Genomic DNA, 19,211 nt, shown 5'->3' with positions numbered 1-19,211 from the left:
CTCTCTTCCTTAGAGCAGGCCGGCGCCCGCTGCGAAACCGTACTTGATGTTGATGCATTGAATGGCCTGGGAGGCGGCACCCTTGAGCAGGTTGTCGATGGCGCTGAACACCACCAGCATCTTGCCCTGCTGCTGCCAGGCAATATCACAATAGGGAGTACCCGCCACACCGCGAATCGAGGGGGTGGTCTTGGCCAGCCGCACCAGCGGTTTGCCGGCATAGGCTTGCTGATAGGCTGCAGTCACCTGCTCCGGGGTCACGCCCTCTTTCAGCTCGACATAGAGGGTGGCCAGAATGCCGCGCACAAAGTTGCCCAGATGCGGCTGGAACAGCACCTGACAGCCCAGGTGGTGGCTGATTTCCGGCTGGTGACGGTGAGTAAAGGTACCGTAGGCATTCAGGCTCACTTCGCAGAAGCTGGTGGTCAGCGAGGCCTTGCGACCGGCACCGGAAACACCGGAGACGGCGTTGATGATAGGCAGGCTGCCGTCAGCAATCAGGCCGGCAGCCATCAGCGGCTTGAGGGCGCTGAGGGACGCGGTCGGGTAGCAACCCGGCACCGCAATCAGCTGCGCCTTGGCAATCGCTTCGGCATTCCATTCAGCCAGACCGTAGGCGGCTTGATCCAGCCACTCGGGAGCGGCGTGGGAGAAACCGTAGAACTGTTCGTAGAAACCATCCTGCTGCACCCGGAACGCACCGGAGAGGTCGAACACGGTCACGCCCTTGGCCAGCAGCTGCGGTGCCAGTCCGGCACTCACCTCGTGGGCGGTCGCCAGCAGCACGATATCGGCGTCAATCTGCAGGCGGCTCATCCCCTCTTCATCGAGCGGCAGCAGCGGCAGGTCCACCACGCCAGCGTATTGCGGATGCAGGGTGGAGAAGATCTTGCCTGCGTCCTGGCTGCCTGCCGAGACATACAGACCAGTCAGTTGCAGGTCGGGATGGTTCTGTACCAGTGCGGCCAATTCGGCCCCGGCGTAGCCACTGGCACCGACGATAACGGTGTTGAGCATCTATTCAATCCGATTGTGTTTCACGAATGTACAGCAGAGTGCTGCATAAGGATGTCGGGACGATGACGCGTCCCGATAAGCGGGGCGAGTCAGGCTCTAGTGCGTCGTCGGTTGATTAACAGGTGACAGAACATGGGGTTTCCCTTACAACTAAGCCTCATCGAGAGTAACGCAATGGAATATTCATTCACTCTCACTGCATGAAGATGTTCTACCAAAATCCCGATGGGGGTGCAAGGAGCTTTTATGGCCAATCTGGATTTTTTTTCACTTTATAAGAATATTATTGCGATTCCCTCCATCAGCAGCAGCGACAGCAAATGGGATCAGAGCAACGAGGGCGTGATTCGTCTGCTGGCCGACTGGTTTGCCAGTCTGGGATTCCAGATTGAGGTCACTGAGCTGGCCGAGATGCCCGGCAAGTTCAATCTGGTCGCCACGCTCGGCCAGGGTGAAGGCGGTCTGCTGCTGGCTGGCCACACCGATACCGTGCCGTTTGACGAGGGGCGTTGGAGCAAAAATCCGTTTCAGGTAACGGAAGAGGGCAACCGTCTTTATGGTCTCGGCACCATCGATATGAAGGGCTTTTTTGCCTTTATCGTCGAGGCGTTGCAAGGTCTGGATCTGACGCAGCTAAAAAAACCGCTGCGCATTCTCGCCACCGCCGATGAAGAGACCACCATGGCTGGCGCCCGCACAATCGCCGAGGCCGCCGAGTTCAAGCCGGACTACGCCGTGATTGGCGAGCCAACCGGTCTGGTGCCGGTAGTGGCGCACAAGGGGCACATGTCGGAGCTGATCCGCATCACCGGCAAGAGCGGTCACAGCTCGGATCCGGCTAACGGCGTCAATGCCATGGAGATCATGCATCAGGCGATGGGGCAGGTACTCGGCTTGCAGCGTACCCTCAAGGAAAAATATGCAGATCACCGCTTTGCTGTGCCGCAGCCAACCCTGAACCTCGGCTATATCCACGGCGGCGACAGCCCGAACCGCATCTGCGGTTGCTGCGAACTGCATATCGATATGCGCCCAACCCCGCAGGTGGGGGCCGACGAACTGTTCGGCATGCTCAAAGAGGCGCTCTCCCCCATCGAAATCCACCAGCCGGGCTGCCTACATCTGCAGCACCTGCACGATCCGATTCCGGCTTACGCCTGCCGCGACGATTCCGAGCTGGTTCGCGAGGCAGAAAAGGCCAGTGGCAAACGTGCCGAGAGTGTTAACTACTGCACCGAAGCGCCCTTTATTCAGCAACTTGGCTGCGAAACCATCGTGCTCGGCCCCGGTCATATCGCCCAGGCTCACCAGCCGGATGAGTACCTGGATCTGTCGTTTGTCGAACCGACCAAGGCGGTGTTGCAGCATCTGGTGAAGCGTTTCTGTTTGTAGGAAATTTACACAAATCCTGCAAACTGCAACGCATCGTAAATACATCTTCAAAACGTACGGTGTTATTTGACCTGGCTCACAACTCATGGGTAGATTGTGCTCTGATATGACGGAACGGATGTTGTAATCACACAACGACAACTCTGAGGCAGAACAGCCGGTAACAGGGTGGGAACTTCAGCAATAAGGACGTGTAATGAACGAAAAGTACGCCGCGCTACGCGCCAACGTGAGCCTGCTGGGCCAGTTGCTCGGCAAATCCATCATGGAGCATAAGGGGCAACCCTTCCTCGACAAAATCGAGGCCATTCGCCTGCTGGCCAAATCGGCCCGTCAGGGCAGTGAGACCGATCGCCAGGCGCTGATCGACATGTTGCAAAGCCTCAGTGACGAGGAGCTGTTGCCGGTGGTTCGCGCCTTCAGCCAGTTCCTCAATCTGGCCAACGTGGCAGAGCAGTTCCACACCATCTCCCGCAGCTTCGCCGATCAAACCGGTGCGACGGATCCACTCGAGCAGGTTTTTGCCAAGCTCAAGGGTTCGGACCTGTCGCAAGAGGCGATCGTTCGGGCGGTTAACGAACTGGATATCGATCTGGTGCTCACCGCGCACCCCACCGAGGTCACTCGGCGTACTCTGATTCACAAGCACGTTCAGCTGAACGACTGCCTGGAAGCCCTCGAAATCAGCGATCTGCTGCCGCGTGAGCGCGAACGCATTCTGAATCGGATCGAGCAGCTGATTAACCAAGCCTGGCACACCAACGAAATCCGTATCCAGCGCCCGACGCCGGTCGACGAAGCCAAGTGGGGCTTCGCCATGATCGAAAACAGCCTGTGGCCAGCCATTCCGGAATTCATGCGCAACCTCGACGCCCAGATGCAAAAGCACCCGGGAGTGCGTCTGCCGCTGGATGCCGCTCCGGTGCGCTTTACCTCCTGGATGGGTGGCGACCGTGACGGCAACCCGTTTGTGACTGCCAAGGTCACCGCCGAGGTGCTCGAGCTGGGCCGCTGGATGGCGGTGAGCCTGTTCTATCAGGACATCAAAGAGCTCACCTCCGAACTGTCGATGGGCGATTGCACCGACGAGCTGCGCGCTCTGGTCGGCGATACCCACGAACCCTACCGCGCCCTGATCCGCGAACTGCGTGAACAGCTGCGCGAAACCCGCGAATACCTGACCGCCAAGGTGCAGGGCCAGCACAGCGAAAGCCGTGACCTGATCCGCGCCACCGCCCAGCTGCGCGAGCCGCTTGAGCTCTGCTATCGCTCCCTGCATGCCTGTGGCATGGGCAATATCGCCGATGGCGTGCTGCTCGACGTGCTGCGTAAGGTAGCCTGCTTTGGCGTGCATCTGGTCAAGCTGGACATTCGTCAGGATGGTGAGCGCCACGCGCTGGCTATCTCCGAGCTGACGCGTCACCTCGGCCTGGGTGATTACGCCGAGTGGAGCGAAGAGGACAAGCAGGCGTTCCTGCTCACCGAACTTAACTCGCGTCGTCCGCTGATCCCGACCGACTGGGAGCCGAGCGCCGAAACCCGTGAAGTGCTCGACACCTGCCAGGTGATCGCCGAGAGCGATCCGGATGCCTTCGGGATCTACATCATCTCGATGGCCGGCGCCCCCTCTGACGTACTGTCAGTACAGCTGCTGCTGAAAGCCTCCGGCTGCAAGTTCCATATGCCGGTCGCCCCGCTGTTTGAAACCCAGGAAGACCTGATGGCCGGTACCGCCGTGATGGAGCGTCTGCTCTCCGTCGACTGGTATCGCGGTTATATTCAGGGCCGCCAATATGTGATGATCGGTTACTCCGACTCAGCCAAGGATGCGGGCATGATGGCCGCTGGCTGGGCTCAGTACGCCGCTATGGAATCGCTGGTTGCACTGGCAGAAGCCAATGATCTGCGCCTGACCCTGTTCCACGGCCGTGGTGGTACCGTCGGTCGCGGTGGCGCTCCGGCTCATCAGGCAATTTTGTCCCAACCGCCGGGATCCCTGCGCGGCGGGCTGCGCGTGACCGAGCAGGGCGAGATGATTCGCTTCAAGTTCGGTCTGCCCAAGGTGGCCATCAACAGCCTGGCGCTCTACACCAGCGCCGTGCTGGAAGGCAATCTGCTGCCGCCGCCCAAGCCCAAGGAGTGCTGGCGCGCCGTGATGGAGCAGCTGGCCGACGTCTCCTGCGAGCATTATCGCAGCGTGGTACGCGGTCATGCCGACTTCGTGCCCTACTTCCGTGCTGCGACGCCGGAAATGGAGCTGGGCAAGCTGCCGCTCGGTTCACGCCCCTCCAAGCGCAAGCCGAATGGCGGCGTCGAGAGCCTGCGCGCCATTCCGTGGATCTTCGCCTGGACCCAGAACCGTCTGATGCTGCCGGCCTGGCTCGGCGCCCACAAGGGGCTGGAGAAGGTGATCGCGGATGGCAATCTGGCCGTGCTGGAAGAGATGAGCCGCCAGTGGCCCTTCTTCCGCACCCGCCTCGAAATGCTCGAGATGGTGTTCCTCAAGGCCGATGCCTCGCTGGCTGAATATTATGACAGCCGTTTGGTGCCACCGGCCCTGTGGCCGCTTGGCCAGCAGCTGCGCAAGGAGCTGGCCGACTCGATCGAACTGGTTCTCAAGCTCCGTCCGCAAGGCGGTCTGCTCGACGACCAACCCTGGATTCAGGAGTCGATCAAGCTGCGTAACCCCTACACCGACCCGCTCAACGTGTTGCAGGCCGAGCTGCTCGGCCGTTCACGCCGCGACCCCGAATCGCTGCACCCCGAGCTGGATCAGGCGCTGATGGTCACCATCGCCGGTATCGCTGCCGGGATGCGTAACACGGGCTAGTCGCTTGCCAGCCGACCGATTGCCAAAGGGCGCCGCAAGGTGCCCTTTGTTTTTATTGATATGACTATATATCTCAAAGCGGGATTATCTCGGTCGACATAAAGACCGCTAGTGAAAAGCAAACGTCAGAGTCATATTTTCCAATGTCTCATCGCTGCCTGATGGTTTAGCTTCAAAAATACAATTTCGCCCTGTCCGCTTGGCTTCATAAAGCGCCTGATCGGCGATATGAAAGATAATCTTCGGATCAGAATGAAGTGAGGGGATCATGCAGGCCACCCCTGCGCTGATCGTGGTTTGCAGCGCGTAGTATAAAACTTCATTTTTCAAATCACACACAGCCCGGCGAATCGCCTCTGCGACTTCAATTGCATGCGAAACCTGGGTATCCCCAAGAATAATGGCAAACTCATCACCACCCAAGCGAGCCGCCAAATCGGTGGGCCGCCTAACATGAGTAGAAATAATGGTTGATACACTCTTCAGATATTCATCACCAGCTTCATGGCCATGGTTATCATTTATCACTTTGAAGAAATCCAGATCCAGCATGATGACACTGATGGGTGTCTGGGCACGGATGTTTCTACGCCACTCCACCTCCATAAACTGACTGACCATACGACGGTTTGCCAGACCGGTCAGGGGGTCTACCAGTGCTCGCGCTTCAGCCTCCAACTCAAACAGTTTACGCTGGGTGATGTTGATATGTGAGACCCCGAAATAGGCATCAAGGTGATCGCCAAGCGGCACAATGGTCATCAAAAACCAGCGCTGCTCCGTCGGACTATGGCAGGGATATTCAAAACTGAAACTGCTTTTTCTGCCAGCGATCACATCCCGGATTCCGTCATAAACCAATTCTGCATCGTGATCACCATTGCTGACGGAGCGTTCACAGGCGCCAAGATAATTATATTTCTTCCAGCAAAAGTTCGCTGGCACTCCATTATCCAGACCGAATTGAACCCATGCATTATTAATGTAAACAATGTCGCCCTTGCAGTTAATAACGGCCATTTGATCTTTTAAACTATCCAACAATGCTCTCAGTAAATAATCGATCCTTTTCATAACCGGAACCTCAATTATTCCGATAATCATTTATTATGTAATTCTTATTGGCCTCGTTATTGCCAAAAAAAATCAACCAAAAAAATAATTACATTTTATTTTTTATTGTTCACTAAGCGTAGATGCACTTATAAAAAGGGTCAATTGGCATCCATGCCAAGTCTCCACTCTCGCGATCCGATTCTGTGCAACCATCCACAAGCATTTGTCTGGCGCAGCCGAATCGCGGATAGTACACAACTTTGCTGCCCCTTTGTGACCCGGACGTCCCATGACTTTTCCTCATCTCTCCATTCATCTGCGTTTGCTCGGCATGGCGGCCCTGTGGGGTGCGTCCTGGCCATGGGGTCGCGTGATTGCCCAAGCCTTGCCGCCACTGACCGGCGCCAGTGTGCGTTTTCTGCTGGCAACAGTGATCTTGCTGCCATGGATGTTGCTCGCCCGCCGCGGCAATCCGTGGCAAGGGTGGGATGCCAAACGCTGGGGTGGCATGCTGGCCGCAGCGGCGGCCGGCGTCATGGGCTACTCAACCTTCTTTATGCTGGGACTGAAAGAGGTGGCGGCCGGTCAGGCCTCGCTGGTGGTCGCTCTTAATCCAGCCGCGACCCTGCTGCTGGCAGCCTGGCTATTTCGCGAACCGCTCAACCGCACCATCGGCCTTGGCATGGTACAGGCGGTGCTCGGTGCCCTGATTGTGCTGACTCATGGCGCGCCCTGGTTGCTGCTGGCAGGCGGTATCGGACACGGACAGCTGTTGCTGCTCGGCTGCGTGTCCTGCTGGGTAGCCTACACCCTGCTCGGCAAGAAGGTGCTGGTGGGGGTCGAGGCGCTCACCACTACCGCCACCACGGCACTGCTCGGTGCCATGATGCTGACAGCGTTGAGCCTGCTGCTGGAAGGCTCCAGCGGCTGGCAACAACTGCCGGTCATCTCCGGCCAGGTCTGGTTTGCGCTGGTTGCACTTGCTTTTGGTGCCACGGCGCTGGCTTATGCCTGGTACTTCCATGGCGTAAAGCATCTGGGAGCCAGTGTCGCGGCAGGCTATATCGCGCTGGTGCCCCCTTTTGGCGTGATCTTTTCCGCTCTGTGGCTGGGCGAAGAGCTGGGCCCTTCGCTGCTGATCGGTGCCGCAGTCGCCGTCTGTGGCATGCTGGTGATGCATCTGGGGCGAGCCCGCATGGTGAGCCGCTAGCTATCGGAGTAAAGGCTGGCCGGCCAACCCAGCCCCTCCCCGGCTTGCATCCCCTGCCGGTGGGGAGCAGACTGTTTGGCCTTGTCTTGCCTCACGGAGACGGTCATGACCCCCGCTATCAAGCTGTTAGAAAAGCTCAAGATTTCCTTCACCCTGCACCCTTACGACTGCGAAGCCCATGACGACTTCGGCAAGCACGCGGCCAGCCAGTTGGGGCTGCCTGAAGAGCAGGTGTTCAAGACCCTGATCGCCCATCACGACAAGCAGGCCGTGGTAGCCATCGTCCCCTCTTCCGGTATGTGCAGCCTCAAGCAGCTGGCCAAGGCGACCGGCCTCAAGAAGGTCGAGATGCTCAAGCCTTCCGACGCCGAGAAACTGACCGGCTACAAGGTGGGCGGCATCAGCCCGCTGGCACAGAAAAAAGCCCTGCCTACCGTACTCGACGAGTCGGCCCTATTGTTTGATCGCATTCTGGTCAGTGGCGGCAAGCGCGGCCTGTCCGTCGGTGTGTCGCCGCGCGAAATGCAAGAGAAGATGGGCTGGCTGATCGCCCCGATCGGGGAGTAACTGCAGCCTCATTGGCATCATTTGACGTCTGACCCATAACAGTGCGCAAATCTGGACCATACTTGAACGACAACTGACGCCGGCCAGCGGTTCCGACACCCGGCAGGAGACGCAACCGGCCTGACATCCCAGCAGTTAACGTCGACAAGGATTGCGCATGTTTTCATTCCTCAATGCCAAGAAGCAGGCTCAGCAGGCCACCCAGGCTCAACACGAAATCCAGGTTCTACACACCCGCCAGTCAGCCCTTGATAGCGCCCTACCCGGCTGGTTGGCCGGTTTACACCAGCCACTGCTGATCCTTGCCTACCTAAGCCCTCATCTCGACTTCAACACTCTGACCCGTCAGCTGCAAAGTGCCATCAGCCAGCGCTTTCCCCAGTGCCGGCTGGTTGCGGTGAGCACCGCCGGTGAGCTATGTCAGAAACCGGGTGATAGCAGCAGCCTCTACTGCGCGACCGGCGATCGCTGGGATACGCTGGTACTGCAGTCGTTTGACAGCCACCTGCTCAGCCGGGTCGATATCGTCAGCGTGCCGCTGCCTGCCAGCGACGGCAAGGCGGAAAACCGCACCGCAGCCATCACCCAACAGCTGCAGAGTGCCTCGCTGCCGCAGCCCATCAACTTTGCTGACACCGTCGCTCTGACCTTTATCGATGGCCTCTCTGGCGCCGAGTCGAGCTTTATCGAGGCGATCTACCGCAGCGGGCGCTTCCCCTGCTACGTAATTGGGGGCTCCACTGGCGGCAAGCTCGACTTTAAGGAGACCCACCTCTACGACGGAAAACAGGTGTGTCGCAACCACGCCATCATGATTTTCCTCAAGGTGGCGCCGGCCTACCGCTATGCCGTCTTCACTTCGCACAACTTCAGCAAAGAACCGGCCTCCTTCCTGATTGCCGAAGCCTCGCCCGAGCAGCGCTGGGTGCAAACTGTGCTGACCGACGACTATCAGGTGGTGTCGTTTATCTCGATGCTGAAACAGCATTTCCGGGTCAGTGATAACCGGGCGCTGGAGGAGAAATTACAGGAGTACAGCTTCGCTATCGAGATCGGTGGCCAGCTGTTTATCCGCAGCATCAGCGGCATCGACTTTGCCGCCGACAAGGTGCACTTCTATTGCGACGTCGCGATGGGAGAGCGGCTGCATCTGGTGCGCCGCAAAGAGCTGGCCAAGCAGACCGGCGATGATTTCCGCCAGTTTCTTAACGGTCGCAGCGGGCTGGAGCCGCTCGGCGGCATGCTCAACGACTGCATCCTGCGTCGTCTCTATAACGGACAAAGTCTGGCGCAGCTCGACTGCTTCCGACAGCTGCCGGTGGCAGGCTTCTCAACCTTTGGCGAGCTGTTCGGGGTCAGCATCAACCAGACCCTGACCGCCCTGTTCTTCTTCCGTCTCGGCCGCGCCGATGCCAGCTATCAGGATGAGAGCCTGCTCAACTTCCCGGTCGCCTATGCTCGCTTTCACAGCTACAGCATGCAGCGACGCCTTGGCCAGAGCGAGATGCTGGGCCGCATCCGTCGCAAGATCAATCTGCAGATGGAGGACTACTACGCCCTGATGCCGCAGCTGATGGGACAGGTCGGGGAAATAGAGACCGCCGTGCAGCGTATCGAAGAGCAGTTCACGGCGCTTGGCAGCGGTCTGTCAGATCACTTCGATGAACTGGGCCAGCTGCTGCAGCTCAACGTCCATATCACCCCCAAGACGGTGCAACTGAACGACAACACCCAGAACATCCGCCAGATCCTCGAAGCCATCAACCAGATTGCCGATCAGACCAACCTGCTGGCGCTTAACGCAGCCATTGAGGCAGCCCGCGCCGGCGAACATGGCCGTGGCTTTGCGGTGGTGGCCGACGAAGTGCGTAAACTGGCCCGGGTTACTCAGGAGTCGCTGCAGAAAACCCATGAGTCGATTCAGGGATTGTCACTGAGCGTGACCGACATTTCCGGTCTGATTGAGCAAAACAGCCGCTCGGGGGATTCACTCTCTCGCAGTAGCGCAGGCTTTCACGACCGCATTGAGGAAGCGACCCACAACATCCACCACGCCAGTGATCAGATTGTGCAGACCGTCTCGACCCTGCGCGAGGCGAGCGAGGCGATGTCGCTCATCTCGGCTCAGGTCGAAACGGTCAAACGGTTGGTACTAAATACCGACTGACGCTCGCCACGCCGCCGTCAGGGCCGCCAGTGACAGACGCTGGCGGCCTTTTTCATCGAAGTTTTCATCAGCCAGCCAACGCGCCAGCACCGCCTGCAGCCCCGGCCACTCCCGATCCAGTATCGAAAACCAGGCCGTGTCGCGGCTATGGCCCTTATCGACCCGTGCCTGACGAAACACCCCTTCATGGGCAAAACCGAGGCGCAGCGCCGCTTGCCAAGAGGGGCGATTGAGCGCGTTGCACTTCCACTCATAGCGGCGATAGCCAAGCTCGAACGCCCGCGCCATCATCAGCGCCATGGCCGCCGTGGCGATACGGGTTCGCTGCAGGGCCGGAGCAAAATGCAGCCAACCCACCTCAATGCTACCGGCCTGCGGATCGATACGCAGATAACTCGCCAGCCCGAGCGCCCGACCAGATGCTGCATCGACAATGGCGTAAAACTGCGGGTCGCGCCCCGCCGCCATCCGCGCCAGCCAATCGGTAAAGGCCGCCTGACTGGCAAACGGGCCACTGGTGAGATAGGTCCACATCTGCCCGCTATCTTCGGCAAATGCTTGCCACAAACTCTCCCCATGCGCCGCCGGCTGCAGCGGCTCGACCCGGCAGCCCCAACCCGCCATCACTTGCAGTTCGGGAAATGGCGCCCCCTGCCAGTGTGGCAGCGCCGTACCGAGCGGCTGACCAAAGGGGTTCAACTCAACAGCCACAGGTCACCTCCGCACTCGTCAGCTGCCCCGGCTGCTCGCCCTGGGCCAGCGGATAACCTTCGAGCTGCCACCAGTGCAGGCCGCCGATCAGCTCCTTGACCTTGAATCCAAGCGCCGCCAGCTTGTAGGCGCCCTGCGTCGAGCCGTTGCAGCCGATGCCATCGCAATAGCAGACATAAACCAGCTCCCGATCCAGCCCGGCGGTGCCGGCTGCGGTCATCTCCCGGTGCGGCAGCGAATGGGCGCCCGGAATGTGGCCCTCCTGATAGTTGGCTCGCGAGCGGGTATCGATCACCCGAATCCCCGCGACCCCGGCGGCGAGGTCGCTGGCCAGATCTGCCGCATCCGTACGGCAAGCAAGTTGGGCGGCAAAAAACGCGGCCGCCACCTCGGGGGTAACCAGACCGGTACTCAACACTGCACTCATGACACACTCCTTTTTGCTGCTGTCTTGTGGTCACTGTAACGGCATAATGGACTTGATGACCCGACCAATTTAGAGCCATGGAGCAGACCAATGAGCGCCTTGCCAACCCTGTTCGCCCGTCACGAAGAGCAGGGGTTGCCACTGCATGAGCAGCTGGTGCGCACCTTGCGCGATGCCATCTTGCACGGGCACCTGCCCTGTCACAGCCGCCTGCCGGCCAGTCGGGTGCTGGCTGCGGATCTGGCGGTATCGCGCAGTACGGTCGAGCTGGCCTATGGTCGGCTCGAAGCCGAAGGTTATCTGCAGCGACGGGTCGGCGCCGGCACCTATGTCGCGCTGGCAGCGCCCCCATCACCACCGGCTCCAGCGGCTCGCGCGGTGACGCTGTCCCAGCGCGGACAGCAGTTGCTGGATGCCGCCGGTCAGCACGAAGAGCCGCTGACGCTGGCCAGTTTCGGCAGTGGGCAGGCTGACCCGTTGGCCTTTCCTCATGAGCTGTGGGGGCGTTTGCTGCAGCAGCAGTGGCGCCGCCATGGCGAGGCGCTACGCCGCTATGGTGACCCGGCCGGTCTGCCATCCCTACGACAGGCGATTGCGGCCTATCTGGCCCAGTCGCGCGGCGTGGTGTGCCATCCGGAGCAAGTGGTCATTCTCAATAGCTCGCAGCAAGGGATTTTGCTGACCGCCCAACTGCTGATCGACCCGGGCCAGACCGTATGGCTGGAGGAGCCCGGCTATCCCGGCGCCCGCCACGCCATGCAGGCGGCCGGCGCCCGTCTGCATCCGGTGGCGGTCGATGACGAAGGACTCAACCCGGCGGGAACCCATCCGGCGCCGCGCCTTATCTACACTACCCCGTCGCACCAATATCCCCTCGGCATGACCATGAGCCTGCCGCGCCGGCTGGCACTGCTCGAATTGGCGCAGCAGCACGATGCCTGGATCATTGAGGATGACTATGACGGGGAGTATCAGTACGACGCTCACCCCATGCCCTCACTGCAGGGGCTCGATCGCCACGGGCGGGTCATCTATGTGGGTACCTTCAGCAAGGTGCTGTACGGTTCGCTGCGTCTCGCCTATCTGGTGCTGCCAGCGGCGCTGGTCGCGCCATTTGCCCGCACCCGTTCAGCCTGGGATGGTCACAGCAACCAGCTGCTGCAGGCCGTCACGGCTGAATTTATGAATGGCGGCCACTTTGCCAGCCACCTGCGCCACACCCGGCTGCTCTATCGCAGCCGCCGTGACCTGCTGCTCGATGCGCTGGCGCAGCATTGCCCGTCTCTGGCCATCCCCCACAGTGGTGGCGGTTTACAGTGCGCCGCCCTGCTCACCGAGCCTCGGCACGAGACGCACTTTACCGCCCTGACCGATAGCGCCAATCAGGCCGGACTGGGGCTTAGGCCGCTGCAACACTGCTACCTGCAGACAGCGCAGCAGAGCGGCTGGCTGCTGGGTTTTGCCGGCCTTGAGAACACCCGCTTACGGCAGTTGTGCCGCCAGTTGGGTGAGCTGCTGCAGTGATCCGACCAAATCATGCCAAAAATGCATAATTTCAATAATCCGAATTCATTTTCGGCAATAATTGTCGCTGCCTATACTGTGAAGCAGTTCACAGAACGAGGCCTTTGGCATGTCACGCCCTCTCAACCTGCTGCGTATTCCCTTTCAGGTCGCCCTGCTGGCGGCCATCTGGTGGCTGGCAGATATCGCTGTTCGCACCCTGCATATTCCGCTGCCGGCCAATCTGACCGGTATGCTGATGCTGTTGCTTCTGATCGTACTGGGCGTGGTGCGGCCACACTGGTTCCGCGATGGCGCCAACTGGCTGCTGGCCGAGATGCTGCTGTTTTTCGTGCCAGCGGTTGTGGCCGTAGTCAACTACAAGCAGATGCTGCTGTCGGAAGGGTGGCGGATCGGCGTGGTGGTCGTGGTCAGTACCATTCTGGTGCTCGGTACTACCGCTCTGGTGGTCGATCGCCTCTATCGTTTCGAGCTCTATCTGGCCCGCCGGAGTCGCCGTCATGTCTGATACCTTGCTGGGCCTGCTCTGCTTCGCCCTCACCCTGATCTTCTATTACGCCAGCAAGTGGCTCTACCGGCGCAAGCGTATCCTGCCGCTGATGCCGCTGCTGCTGGCGCCGGCCCTGCTGGTCACCATGGTGGTGCTGTTCCACATCCCCTACACCGATTACATGGCCGAATCGCACTGGCTGCTCTGGCTGCTCGGCCCAGCTACCGTGGCGTTTGCCATTCCGGTCTATGAGCAGCGTCAGATCATTCGTCGTCACTGGCTCTCACTGAGCCTGGGCGTACTGGCGTCAGTGATCGTGGCGGTGGGCAGCACCGTGCTGCTGGCGCGCTGGCTGTCGCTGCCGGAGTTACTGCAGCGCAGTCTGGCCATGCGCTCCATCACCACGCCGTTTGCGGTAGAGGCGACCCGCTCGGTGGGTGGCAACGCCGATCTGACCGCCCTGTTTGTCGTGCTGACCGGGGTGATCGGGATGGCGGTCGGTGAAACCGTACTGACTGTGCTGTCGATCCGCAGCCGGGTCGGCAAAGGCGCCGGCTTTGGCGCCTCATCGCACGGCGCCGGCACCGCCAAGGCCTATCAGATGGGTAATTCGGAAGGGGTGGTATCGAGCATGGTGATGATGATCGCCGGCATGGTCACCGTCCTGCTGGCCCCCCTGCTTGGCCGGGTGCTCTGGTAATCAGGCTCCGCGCCGGCAGAGATCGAGCCAGGCCTGGGCCGAGAGCGACAGATAGCGCTCGGCCGGCCAAATCACCCCCAACTGCCACACCAGATCCGGCGCCAGCGGCCGGATCACCAGTCCATCACCAGTCAGGCGCCGGCACACCGGTTCGGGCAAAAAGGTCACCCCCATGCCGCTGCGCACCATGGCCGCCAGAAAATCCCACTGACTGCTACGGGCGGCAATCTGCGGCGTAAAGCCGGCGGCCGCACAGTACTGCTCCAACCGCTCGCTCAAGGTAAACGACTGGGTATAGAGCAGCAGCGGCTGTTCGCGCAGCGCCGTCATGGCCAGCGGCGCATCACCACGCCACTCGGGACGATCCGGCAGCACCACCCGCATCGGATAGCGCGCCAGCTCGAAACTGCTCAGCGCCTCGTCGCCCGCTTTGGCCGGCAGCATGGTCACCGCCAGATCCACCTCTCCCTGCAGCACAGCCTGTTCAATCAGCCGTCCGCCATATTCGACAATCGAGAGCTCCACCGCCGGCCAGCGCTGACGGTAGGCGTGGATGAGATCGGCCACCACATGGCCGACCATGGGCGGAATGCCGAGGGTGAGCTTGCCGCGCTGCAGCCGCTTGAGGTCATCGAGTTCGGACTCGAGCTGATGCAGCTCGGCCAGAATGGTCTGCGCCCGTTGGTAGAGCACCTGCCCGATATCGGTCAGGGTCAGCTTGCGCCCCTCGCGGATCAATAGCGGGCCGCCCAGCTCCTCTTCCAGAGTGCGTACCATCTTGCTGATGGTGGGCTGGGTGACAAACAGCTGCTCGGAAGCGCGGGTAAAGCTCTGCTGGCGCACCAGTTCAACGAAGTAGCGCAGGGCCCGGATATCCATGGGAACGCTCCACCAAAGACCAAAACGACAAAGGGCGCCCTAAGGCGCCCTGTTTCTGCCTCACAGTGAGGCGCAAATCTGCCACAGATCGTACTGGATGGCGGCGGCCGTCACTTCACGCCCCGCCCCCGGCCCCTGGATCACCAGCGGATTGGTACGGTAACTGTCGCTTTCGATGGCAAAGATGTTGTCGCACGGCAGCAGGTTGGCAAACGGGTGGTGCGGCTCAAGGCTCTCAAGACCCACTCGCGCCTTGCCATCGTGCTCAAAACGCGCCACGTAACGCAGCACCTTGCCAAGGCGTTTGGCACTCTCGAAGGCAGTCTGGATCGGGCCGTCCATCTCGCGCAGACGGTCCATAAACTGATCGCTTTCGACCTTGCGCAGGGTCACTGGCACCAGATTTTCCAGCTCGATGTCGTTGGAGTCGAGCTCATAGCCCGCCTCACGCGCCAAAATCAACAGCTTGCGACGCACATCTTGCCCTGAGAGGTCTTCACGGGGATCGGGCTCGGTCAGGCCGTGCTGCCACGCCTCTTCCACCAGCTCGGAGAAGGGGCGGCTGCCATCGTACTGCTGGAACAGCCAGGAGAGGGTGCCGGAGAAAATGCCCGACACGCCATGAATGCGGTCGCCGCTCTGGCGCAGCATCTGGATGCTGGACTGGATCGGCAGGCCGGCACCCACGGTAGCGTTATAACGCCACTGCACCTGATGGTCGCGGCAGGTCTGCTTCACCTTCTGGTAAAAGTCGCTGTCGGCGGCACCGGCAAACTTGTTGGCGGCGATGATGTGAATCCCCAGCTGGGCCAGCTCGGGATAGTAACGGCTGACGGTTTCGCTGGCGGTCATGTCCACCGCGATCAGGGCATCGAAGCCATGCTGTTCAAGCTGGGCAAGCAGCTCCGGCCAGATCAGCGGCTCGGGGTCCTTGCGCTCCTGAATCTTGAGCGGGTTGAGCCCCTCCTCTTCCAGCCAGCCCCCTTCCGAGCTGAATACGCCATAAAGAGTCAGCGCCAGATTGAGTTCATGCTCGAGGCGACCCTTCTCGCGGCCAAACAGATTGAGCCAGTGGCCGCCGATGTTGCCCTTGCCAAAGGCCACCAGCCCAACCCGGGTCGGGCGGCTGAACAGGGCGCCATGCAGGGCAATCAGCAGCGGCTCAAGCACGATCTGGCGCAGCACGGCCACCAGACTCAGGCCATCTTTGGCAGCCTGCACAAACTCAAGCGGCTGGTCAGCCAGCAGTTGATAGAAACGGTGGCACTGCTCGGCGTTATCGGTCACGCCAGCGCCGACCAACGCAACCAGGCTGTAGCCCTCTTTCTGGATCAGGCCGGTAAAGCCCCCTTCCAGCTGGAAGTCACGCAGCAGGTCATAGGCGCCGCTGGCCACTTCCAGGGTATACGCCAGTCGCAGCATGCCGCGATCCGGCTGACGTTGCAGCGTCAATGGCAGCAGGCGGTGACGGGTCAGATAGGCTTCGATGGCGGCGGTTGCCTGCTCGAACTCATTGCCGGGCAAGACTTTCAGCTCGATCAGTGCAATCTGATCCACCGAAGAGACAATCCGGGCGCCACCGGAGCGCGGCGCGCGGCGCAGAATATGGGTGCACCCCTCGTCCGGGTTGTAACTGCAGCGCAGGGTCAGACGCTGGCGGCTGTCGGCCACCGGCTGCAGGGTGCGCGAGTGCAGTACCGATGAACCGAGGCGAGCCAGCTCGTTGGCTTCGGCCAAGCTGAGCCGTTCGAGCAGGCGTGCCTCTTTCACCCGGCGCGGGTCGGCGCTGTAGACACCGGCCACGTCACTCCAGATGGTGGTCGATTCGCCGTCGGCCAAGGCGGCCAGCAGGCTGGCACTGTAGTCCGAACCGTTACGGCCGAGCAGCAGGGAGCGCCCTTCCAGATCGGCGGCGATAAATCCGGTCACCACAATGCGGCCGGCATGCTCGGCCAGTCGAGCCTTGAGCAGCTCGCTGGAGAGGGCGTGATCAACCGTGATAAGCGGGCCATCTTCGGCACGCAGGAAAGTGCGGGCATCAAGCCACAATGTATGGTTGCCGCGTTGGGTCAGCAGGGCGGCCAGCAGACGGGCCGACCACACTTCACCAAAGGCGAGCAGGCCGTTGCGGGCAAAGCGGTCGAACTGGCGCTCGAGCGTGCGGGCGATGGTACGAAAATCTTCCACCAGCTGGGCCGACAAATTGGCCTGCAGTTCCCCTTCCAGCAAGCCGTCGATCAGGCTCTGCTGATAGGCGTGCAGCGCGGTATGAGCTTCACCGGCGGCCTCATCGCCCGCTTCGGCCAGCTCCACCAGCTGGATCAGCCGGTTGGTGGTCTTGCCGGCAGCGGAGACCACCACCAGCTCATTGCCATAGGGTTGTTGCTCGACGATTGCCGCGACACGGCGGTAGCAAACCGGATCGGCCAGACTGCTGCCACCAAACTTGTGTACATGACGACGCTTTACGCCTGCCTCTGCTGCCACTGCGAACTCTCCCTTCAAAACTGTCATGACTACTCCACTCCTTCGGCGATCGCCAGTGCCTGCGCCAGATCGGCCACCAGATCCGGACCGTGCTCGATGCCCACCGATACCCGCAGCAACTGGGCGCTGATGCCGGCGCGCGCCTGCGCTTCCGGTGTCATGGCCCGGTGGGTCATGCTGGCCGGATGGGCGATCAGGCTCTCGACCCCGCCCAGCGATTCGGCAACCGAGAAGCAGGTGAGCGCACTCAGGAAGGCGCGCATACCTGCCTCATCCAGATCGAGCTCGAAACTTAGCATGGCGCCGAAGCCGGCTTGTTGACGGCGCGCAATCTCATGACCCGGATGGCTAGCCAGACTGGGGTGGAAAATCTGTTTTACTTTGGGCTGCTGCTGTAAAAACTCGAGCAGCAACGCGGTATTCTCGGCATGGCTACGCAGACGCGGCGCCAGAGTGCGCAGGCCGCGCAGGGTCAGATAAGAGTCGAACGCACCGCCGGTCAGCCCCAGACAGTTGGCCCACCAAGTGAGCTGCTCAGCCAGCGCGGCATCGGCCGCAACCACAGCGCCACCGACTACGTCGGAGTGACCATTGATATATTTGGTGGTGGAGTGCACCACCACATCGGCCCCCAGTGCCAGTGGTTGCTGCCACAGCGGGGTCAGGAAGGTGTTATCGACCGCGACCTTGGCGCCTGCGGCATGAGCCGCCTGACAGATGGCCGCTACGTCCACCACCCGCAGCAGCGGGTTGGAGGGGGTTTCAACCCAGACCAGTTTCGGTCCTTCGGCCAGGGCGGCCGCCAGGGCATCCGGGTCGCCTTGATCCACGAATTTGACCCGGTAACAGCCCTTGGCAGCCAAATGCTCAAACAGACGCCAGGTTCCGCCATAACAGTCGTGCGGGGCGATCAACAGATCGCCTGCTGCCAGCAGGGTGGTGCTGACCAGATGCACAGCGCCCATGCCGGTCGAGGTGATCACGGCACCGGCGCCCCCTTCCAGCTTGGCCAGTGCGTCGGCCAGATGGCTGCGGGTCGGATTGCCGGAGCGGGCATAGTCATATTGACGCGGCTCGCCAAAGTCGGCGAAGGTGTAGTTACTGGAGAGGTAGATTGGCGGAACGACCGCACCATGCTGGGTATCGCTCTCGATGCCGGTCCGGACTGCATACGTTCCCTTGTTGCTCATGATCTCCTGCTCCTTAACTTGCCTGTGTGCCGCGCGCGTCGATTGATGCTCCACACTAATCCAAAGGTGGCAAGCCGTCAACACATCTAGACGTCCAAATGGCTTTGCTGTTGGATTGCCATTATTATCCTTAAGGGTTAAAATTCGCCGTCACGGTCAACCGCACATTCAGGTGAATCATGGGTACAGAGTGGAACGGCGATTACATCAGCCCGTATGCTGAACACGGCAAGAAGAGCGAGCAGGTTAAAAAGATTACCGTCTCCATCCCGCTCAAGGTGCTCAAGGTGCTGACTGACGAGCGTACCCGCCGTCAGGTCAATAACCTGCGTCACGCCACCAATAGCGAACTGCTGTGCGAGGCCTTTTTGCACGCATTTACCGGTCAGCCGCTGCCGAGCGATGAAGATCTGCGCAAGGACAAGCCGGACAGCGTCCCGGCTCAGGTACGCGCCATCATGGAAGCGCTTGGCAAAGAGATCGAAGAGTTCGACGCCGAATAACATCGTTGAATTGCAAGGAAAAAGGCAGCCGGTTGGCTGCCTTTTTTGTATTTGCCCATCG

The 19,211-nt window shown here is 60.6% G+C and carries 16 protein-coding genes; 9 read left to right on the top strand and 7 right to left on the bottom strand.

The window, feature by feature from the left end:
• Window positions 1-9 precede the first annotated feature (9 nt).
• Complete coding sequence (argC, locus tag BW958_RS14730; RefSeq protein WP_076576521.1) at window positions 10-1,017, bottom strand: N-acetyl-gamma-glutamyl-phosphate reductase; 1,008 nt, start codon at window positions 1,015-1,017, stop codon at window positions 10-12.
• Window positions 1,018-1,263: 246 nt separating this feature from the next.
• On the opposite strand from argC, the gene argE reads away from it, so the two are divergent.
• Together argE and ppc are read left to right on the top strand one after the other, a co-directional pair.
• Window positions 1,264-2,409: an acetylornithine deacetylase gene (argE, locus tag BW958_RS14725; protein ID WP_076576520.1), complete on the top strand. Its 1,146-nt coding sequence runs from the start codon at window positions 1,264-1,266 to the stop codon at window positions 2,407-2,409.
• Window positions 2,410-2,605: 196 nt separating this feature from the next.
• On the top strand, window positions 2,606-5,239 hold the full coding sequence (ppc, locus tag BW958_RS14720; RefSeq protein ID WP_076576519.1) for a phosphoenolpyruvate carboxylase: 2,634 nt from the start codon (window positions 2,606-2,608) through the stop codon (window positions 5,237-5,239).
• Between the two features lie 108 nt (window positions 5,240-5,347).
• Here ppc and BW958_RS14715 read toward each other — a convergent pair whose 3' ends face one another.
• Window positions 5,348-6,313, bottom strand: coding sequence for a GGDEF domain-containing protein (locus tag BW958_RS14715; protein ID WP_179078862.1), 966 nt, complete (start codon window positions 6,311-6,313; stop codon window positions 5,348-5,350).
• Between the two features lie 271 nt (window positions 6,314-6,584).
• On the opposite strand from BW958_RS14715, the gene BW958_RS14710 reads away from it, so the two are divergent.
• The 3 genes from BW958_RS14710 (at window position 6,585) to BW958_RS14700 (ending at window position 10,239) form a co-directional block, all read left to right on the top strand.
• Window positions 6,585-7,505, top strand: a complete 921-nt coding sequence (locus BW958_RS14710; protein WP_076576517.1) for a DMT family transporter — start codon at window positions 6,585-6,587, stop codon at window positions 7,503-7,505.
• A gap of 105 nt (window positions 7,506-7,610) precedes the next feature.
• Window positions 7,611-8,072: a Cys-tRNA(Pro) deacylase gene (gene ybaK / locus BW958_RS14705; RefSeq protein ID WP_076576516.1), complete on the top strand. Its 462-nt coding sequence runs from the start codon at window positions 7,611-7,613 to the stop codon at window positions 8,070-8,072.
• 157 nt (window positions 8,073-8,229) lie between these two features.
• Complete coding sequence (locus tag BW958_RS14700) at window positions 8,230-10,239, top strand: methyl-accepting chemotaxis protein (RefSeq protein ID WP_076576515.1); 2,010 nt, start codon at window positions 8,230-8,232, stop codon at window positions 10,237-10,239.
• On the opposite strand, the gene BW958_RS14695 is transcribed toward BW958_RS14700, so the two are convergent.
• Both BW958_RS14695 and BW958_RS14690 read right to left on the bottom strand, forming a co-directional pair.
• Window positions 10,225-10,950, bottom strand: coding sequence for a GNAT family N-acetyltransferase (locus BW958_RS14695; protein ID WP_076576514.1), 726 nt, complete (start codon window positions 10,948-10,950; stop codon window positions 10,225-10,227). The genes BW958_RS14700 and BW958_RS14695 overlap by 15 nt on opposite strands.
• Window positions 10,940-11,377, bottom strand: a complete 438-nt coding sequence (locus BW958_RS14690; protein ID WP_076576513.1) for a rhodanese-like domain-containing protein — start codon at window positions 11,375-11,377, stop codon at window positions 10,940-10,942. The genes BW958_RS14695 and BW958_RS14690 overlap by 11 nt, the downstream gene beginning before the upstream one ends.
• Before the next feature lie 90 nt (window positions 11,378-11,467).
• Between BW958_RS14690 and BW958_RS14685 the strand changes: the two genes are divergently transcribed.
• From BW958_RS14685 to BW958_RS14675, 3 genes are all read left to right on the top strand, one after another.
• A complete protein-coding gene (locus BW958_RS14685) occupies window positions 11,468-12,901 on the top strand; it encodes a MocR-like pyridoxine biosynthesis transcription factor PdxR (protein ID WP_076576512.1) in 1,434 nt (477 codons plus the stop codon).
• 109 nt (window positions 12,902-13,010) lie between these two features.
• Entirely contained in the window at window positions 13,011-13,409 is a 399-nt protein-coding gene (locus tag BW958_RS14680) for a CidA/LrgA family protein (RefSeq protein WP_076576511.1), read from the top strand.
• Entirely contained in the window at window positions 13,402-14,091 is a 690-nt protein-coding gene (locus BW958_RS14675) for an LrgB family protein (protein ID WP_076576510.1), read from the top strand. The genes BW958_RS14680 and BW958_RS14675 overlap by 8 nt, the downstream gene beginning before the upstream one ends.
• Here BW958_RS14675 and BW958_RS14670 read toward each other — a convergent pair whose 3' ends face one another.
• The 3 genes from BW958_RS14670 to metB are packed head-to-tail and all read right to left on the bottom strand — an operon-like array spanning window position 14,092 to window position 18,647.
• A complete protein-coding gene (locus BW958_RS14670; RefSeq protein WP_076576509.1) occupies window positions 14,092-14,970 on the bottom strand; it encodes a LysR family transcriptional regulator in 879 nt (292 codons plus the stop codon).
• Between the two features lie 60 nt (window positions 14,971-15,030).
• Entirely contained in the window at window positions 15,031-17,484 is a 2,454-nt protein-coding gene (locus tag BW958_RS14665; RefSeq protein ID WP_076576508.1) for a bifunctional aspartate kinase/homoserine dehydrogenase II, read from the bottom strand.
• A 2-nt stretch (window positions 17,485-17,486) separates the two neighbouring features.
• Entirely contained in the window at window positions 17,487-18,647 is a 1,161-nt protein-coding gene (gene metB, locus BW958_RS14660) for a cystathionine gamma-synthase (protein WP_076576507.1), read from the bottom strand.
• A 179-nt stretch (window positions 18,648-18,826) separates the two neighbouring features.
• On the opposite strand from metB, the gene metJ reads away from it, so the two are divergent.
• Window positions 18,827-19,150, top strand: coding sequence for a met regulon transcriptional regulator MetJ (metJ, locus tag BW958_RS14655; protein ID WP_076576506.1), 324 nt, complete (start codon window positions 18,827-18,829; stop codon window positions 19,148-19,150).
• The last annotated feature ends 61 nt before the right edge of the window (window positions 19,151-19,211 follow it).

It is taken from the genome of Aeromonas sp. RU39B, from assembly GCF_900156095.1.
Classification (GTDB): domain Bacteria; phylum Pseudomonadota; class Gammaproteobacteria; order Enterobacterales; family Aeromonadaceae; genus Aeromonas.
Note: the sequence above shows the minus strand (reverse complement) of the source record. Positions and strands in the feature narration are given on the sequence as shown.

Excerpts from the sequence above, each read along its gene's own strand:
- argC (WP_076576521.1), bottom strand. The coding sequence starts at position 1,017 with ATGCTCAACACCGTTATCGTCGGTGCCAGTGGCTACGCCGGGGCCGAA.
- argE (WP_076576520.1), top strand. The coding sequence starts at position 1,264 with ATGGCCAATCTGGATTTTTTTTCACTTTATAAGAATATTATTGCGATT.
- ppc (WP_076576519.1), top strand. The coding sequence starts at position 2,606 with ATGAACGAAAAGTACGCCGCGCTACGCGCCAACGTGAGCCTGCTGGGC.
- BW958_RS14715 (WP_179078862.1), bottom strand. The coding sequence starts at position 6,313 with ATGAAAAGGATCGATTATTTACTGAGAGCATTGTTGGATAGTTTAAAA.
- BW958_RS14710 (WP_076576517.1), top strand. The coding sequence starts at position 6,585 with ATGACTTTTCCTCATCTCTCCATTCATCTGCGTTTGCTCGGCATGGCG.
- ybaK (WP_076576516.1), top strand. The coding sequence starts at position 7,611 with ATGACCCCCGCTATCAAGCTGTTAGAAAAGCTCAAGATTTCCTTCACC.
- BW958_RS14700 (WP_076576515.1), top strand. The coding sequence starts at position 8,230 with ATGTTTTCATTCCTCAATGCCAAGAAGCAGGCTCAGCAGGCCACCCAG.
- BW958_RS14690 (WP_076576513.1), bottom strand. The coding sequence starts at position 11,377 with ATGAGTGCAGTGTTGAGTACCGGTCTGGTTACCCCCGAGGTGGCGGCC.
- BW958_RS14685 (WP_076576512.1), top strand. The coding sequence starts at position 11,468 with ATGAGCGCCTTGCCAACCCTGTTCGCCCGTCACGAAGAGCAGGGGTTG.
- BW958_RS14680 (WP_076576511.1), top strand. The coding sequence starts at position 13,011 with ATGTCACGCCCTCTCAACCTGCTGCGTATTCCCTTTCAGGTCGCCCTG.
- BW958_RS14675 (WP_076576510.1), top strand. The coding sequence starts at position 13,402 with ATGTCTGATACCTTGCTGGGCCTGCTCTGCTTCGCCCTCACCCTGATC.
- BW958_RS14670 (WP_076576509.1), bottom strand. The coding sequence starts at position 14,970 with ATGGATATCCGGGCCCTGCGCTACTTCGTTGAACTGGTGCGCCAGCAG.
- BW958_RS14665 (WP_076576508.1), bottom strand. The coding sequence starts at position 17,484 with ATGACAGTTTTGAAGGGAGAGTTCGCAGTGGCAGCAGAGGCAGGCGTA.
- metB (WP_076576507.1), bottom strand. The coding sequence starts at position 18,647 with ATGAGCAACAAGGGAACGTATGCAGTCCGGACCGGCATCGAGAGCGAT.
- metJ (WP_076576506.1), top strand. The coding sequence starts at position 18,827 with ATGGGTACAGAGTGGAACGGCGATTACATCAGCCCGTATGCTGAACAC.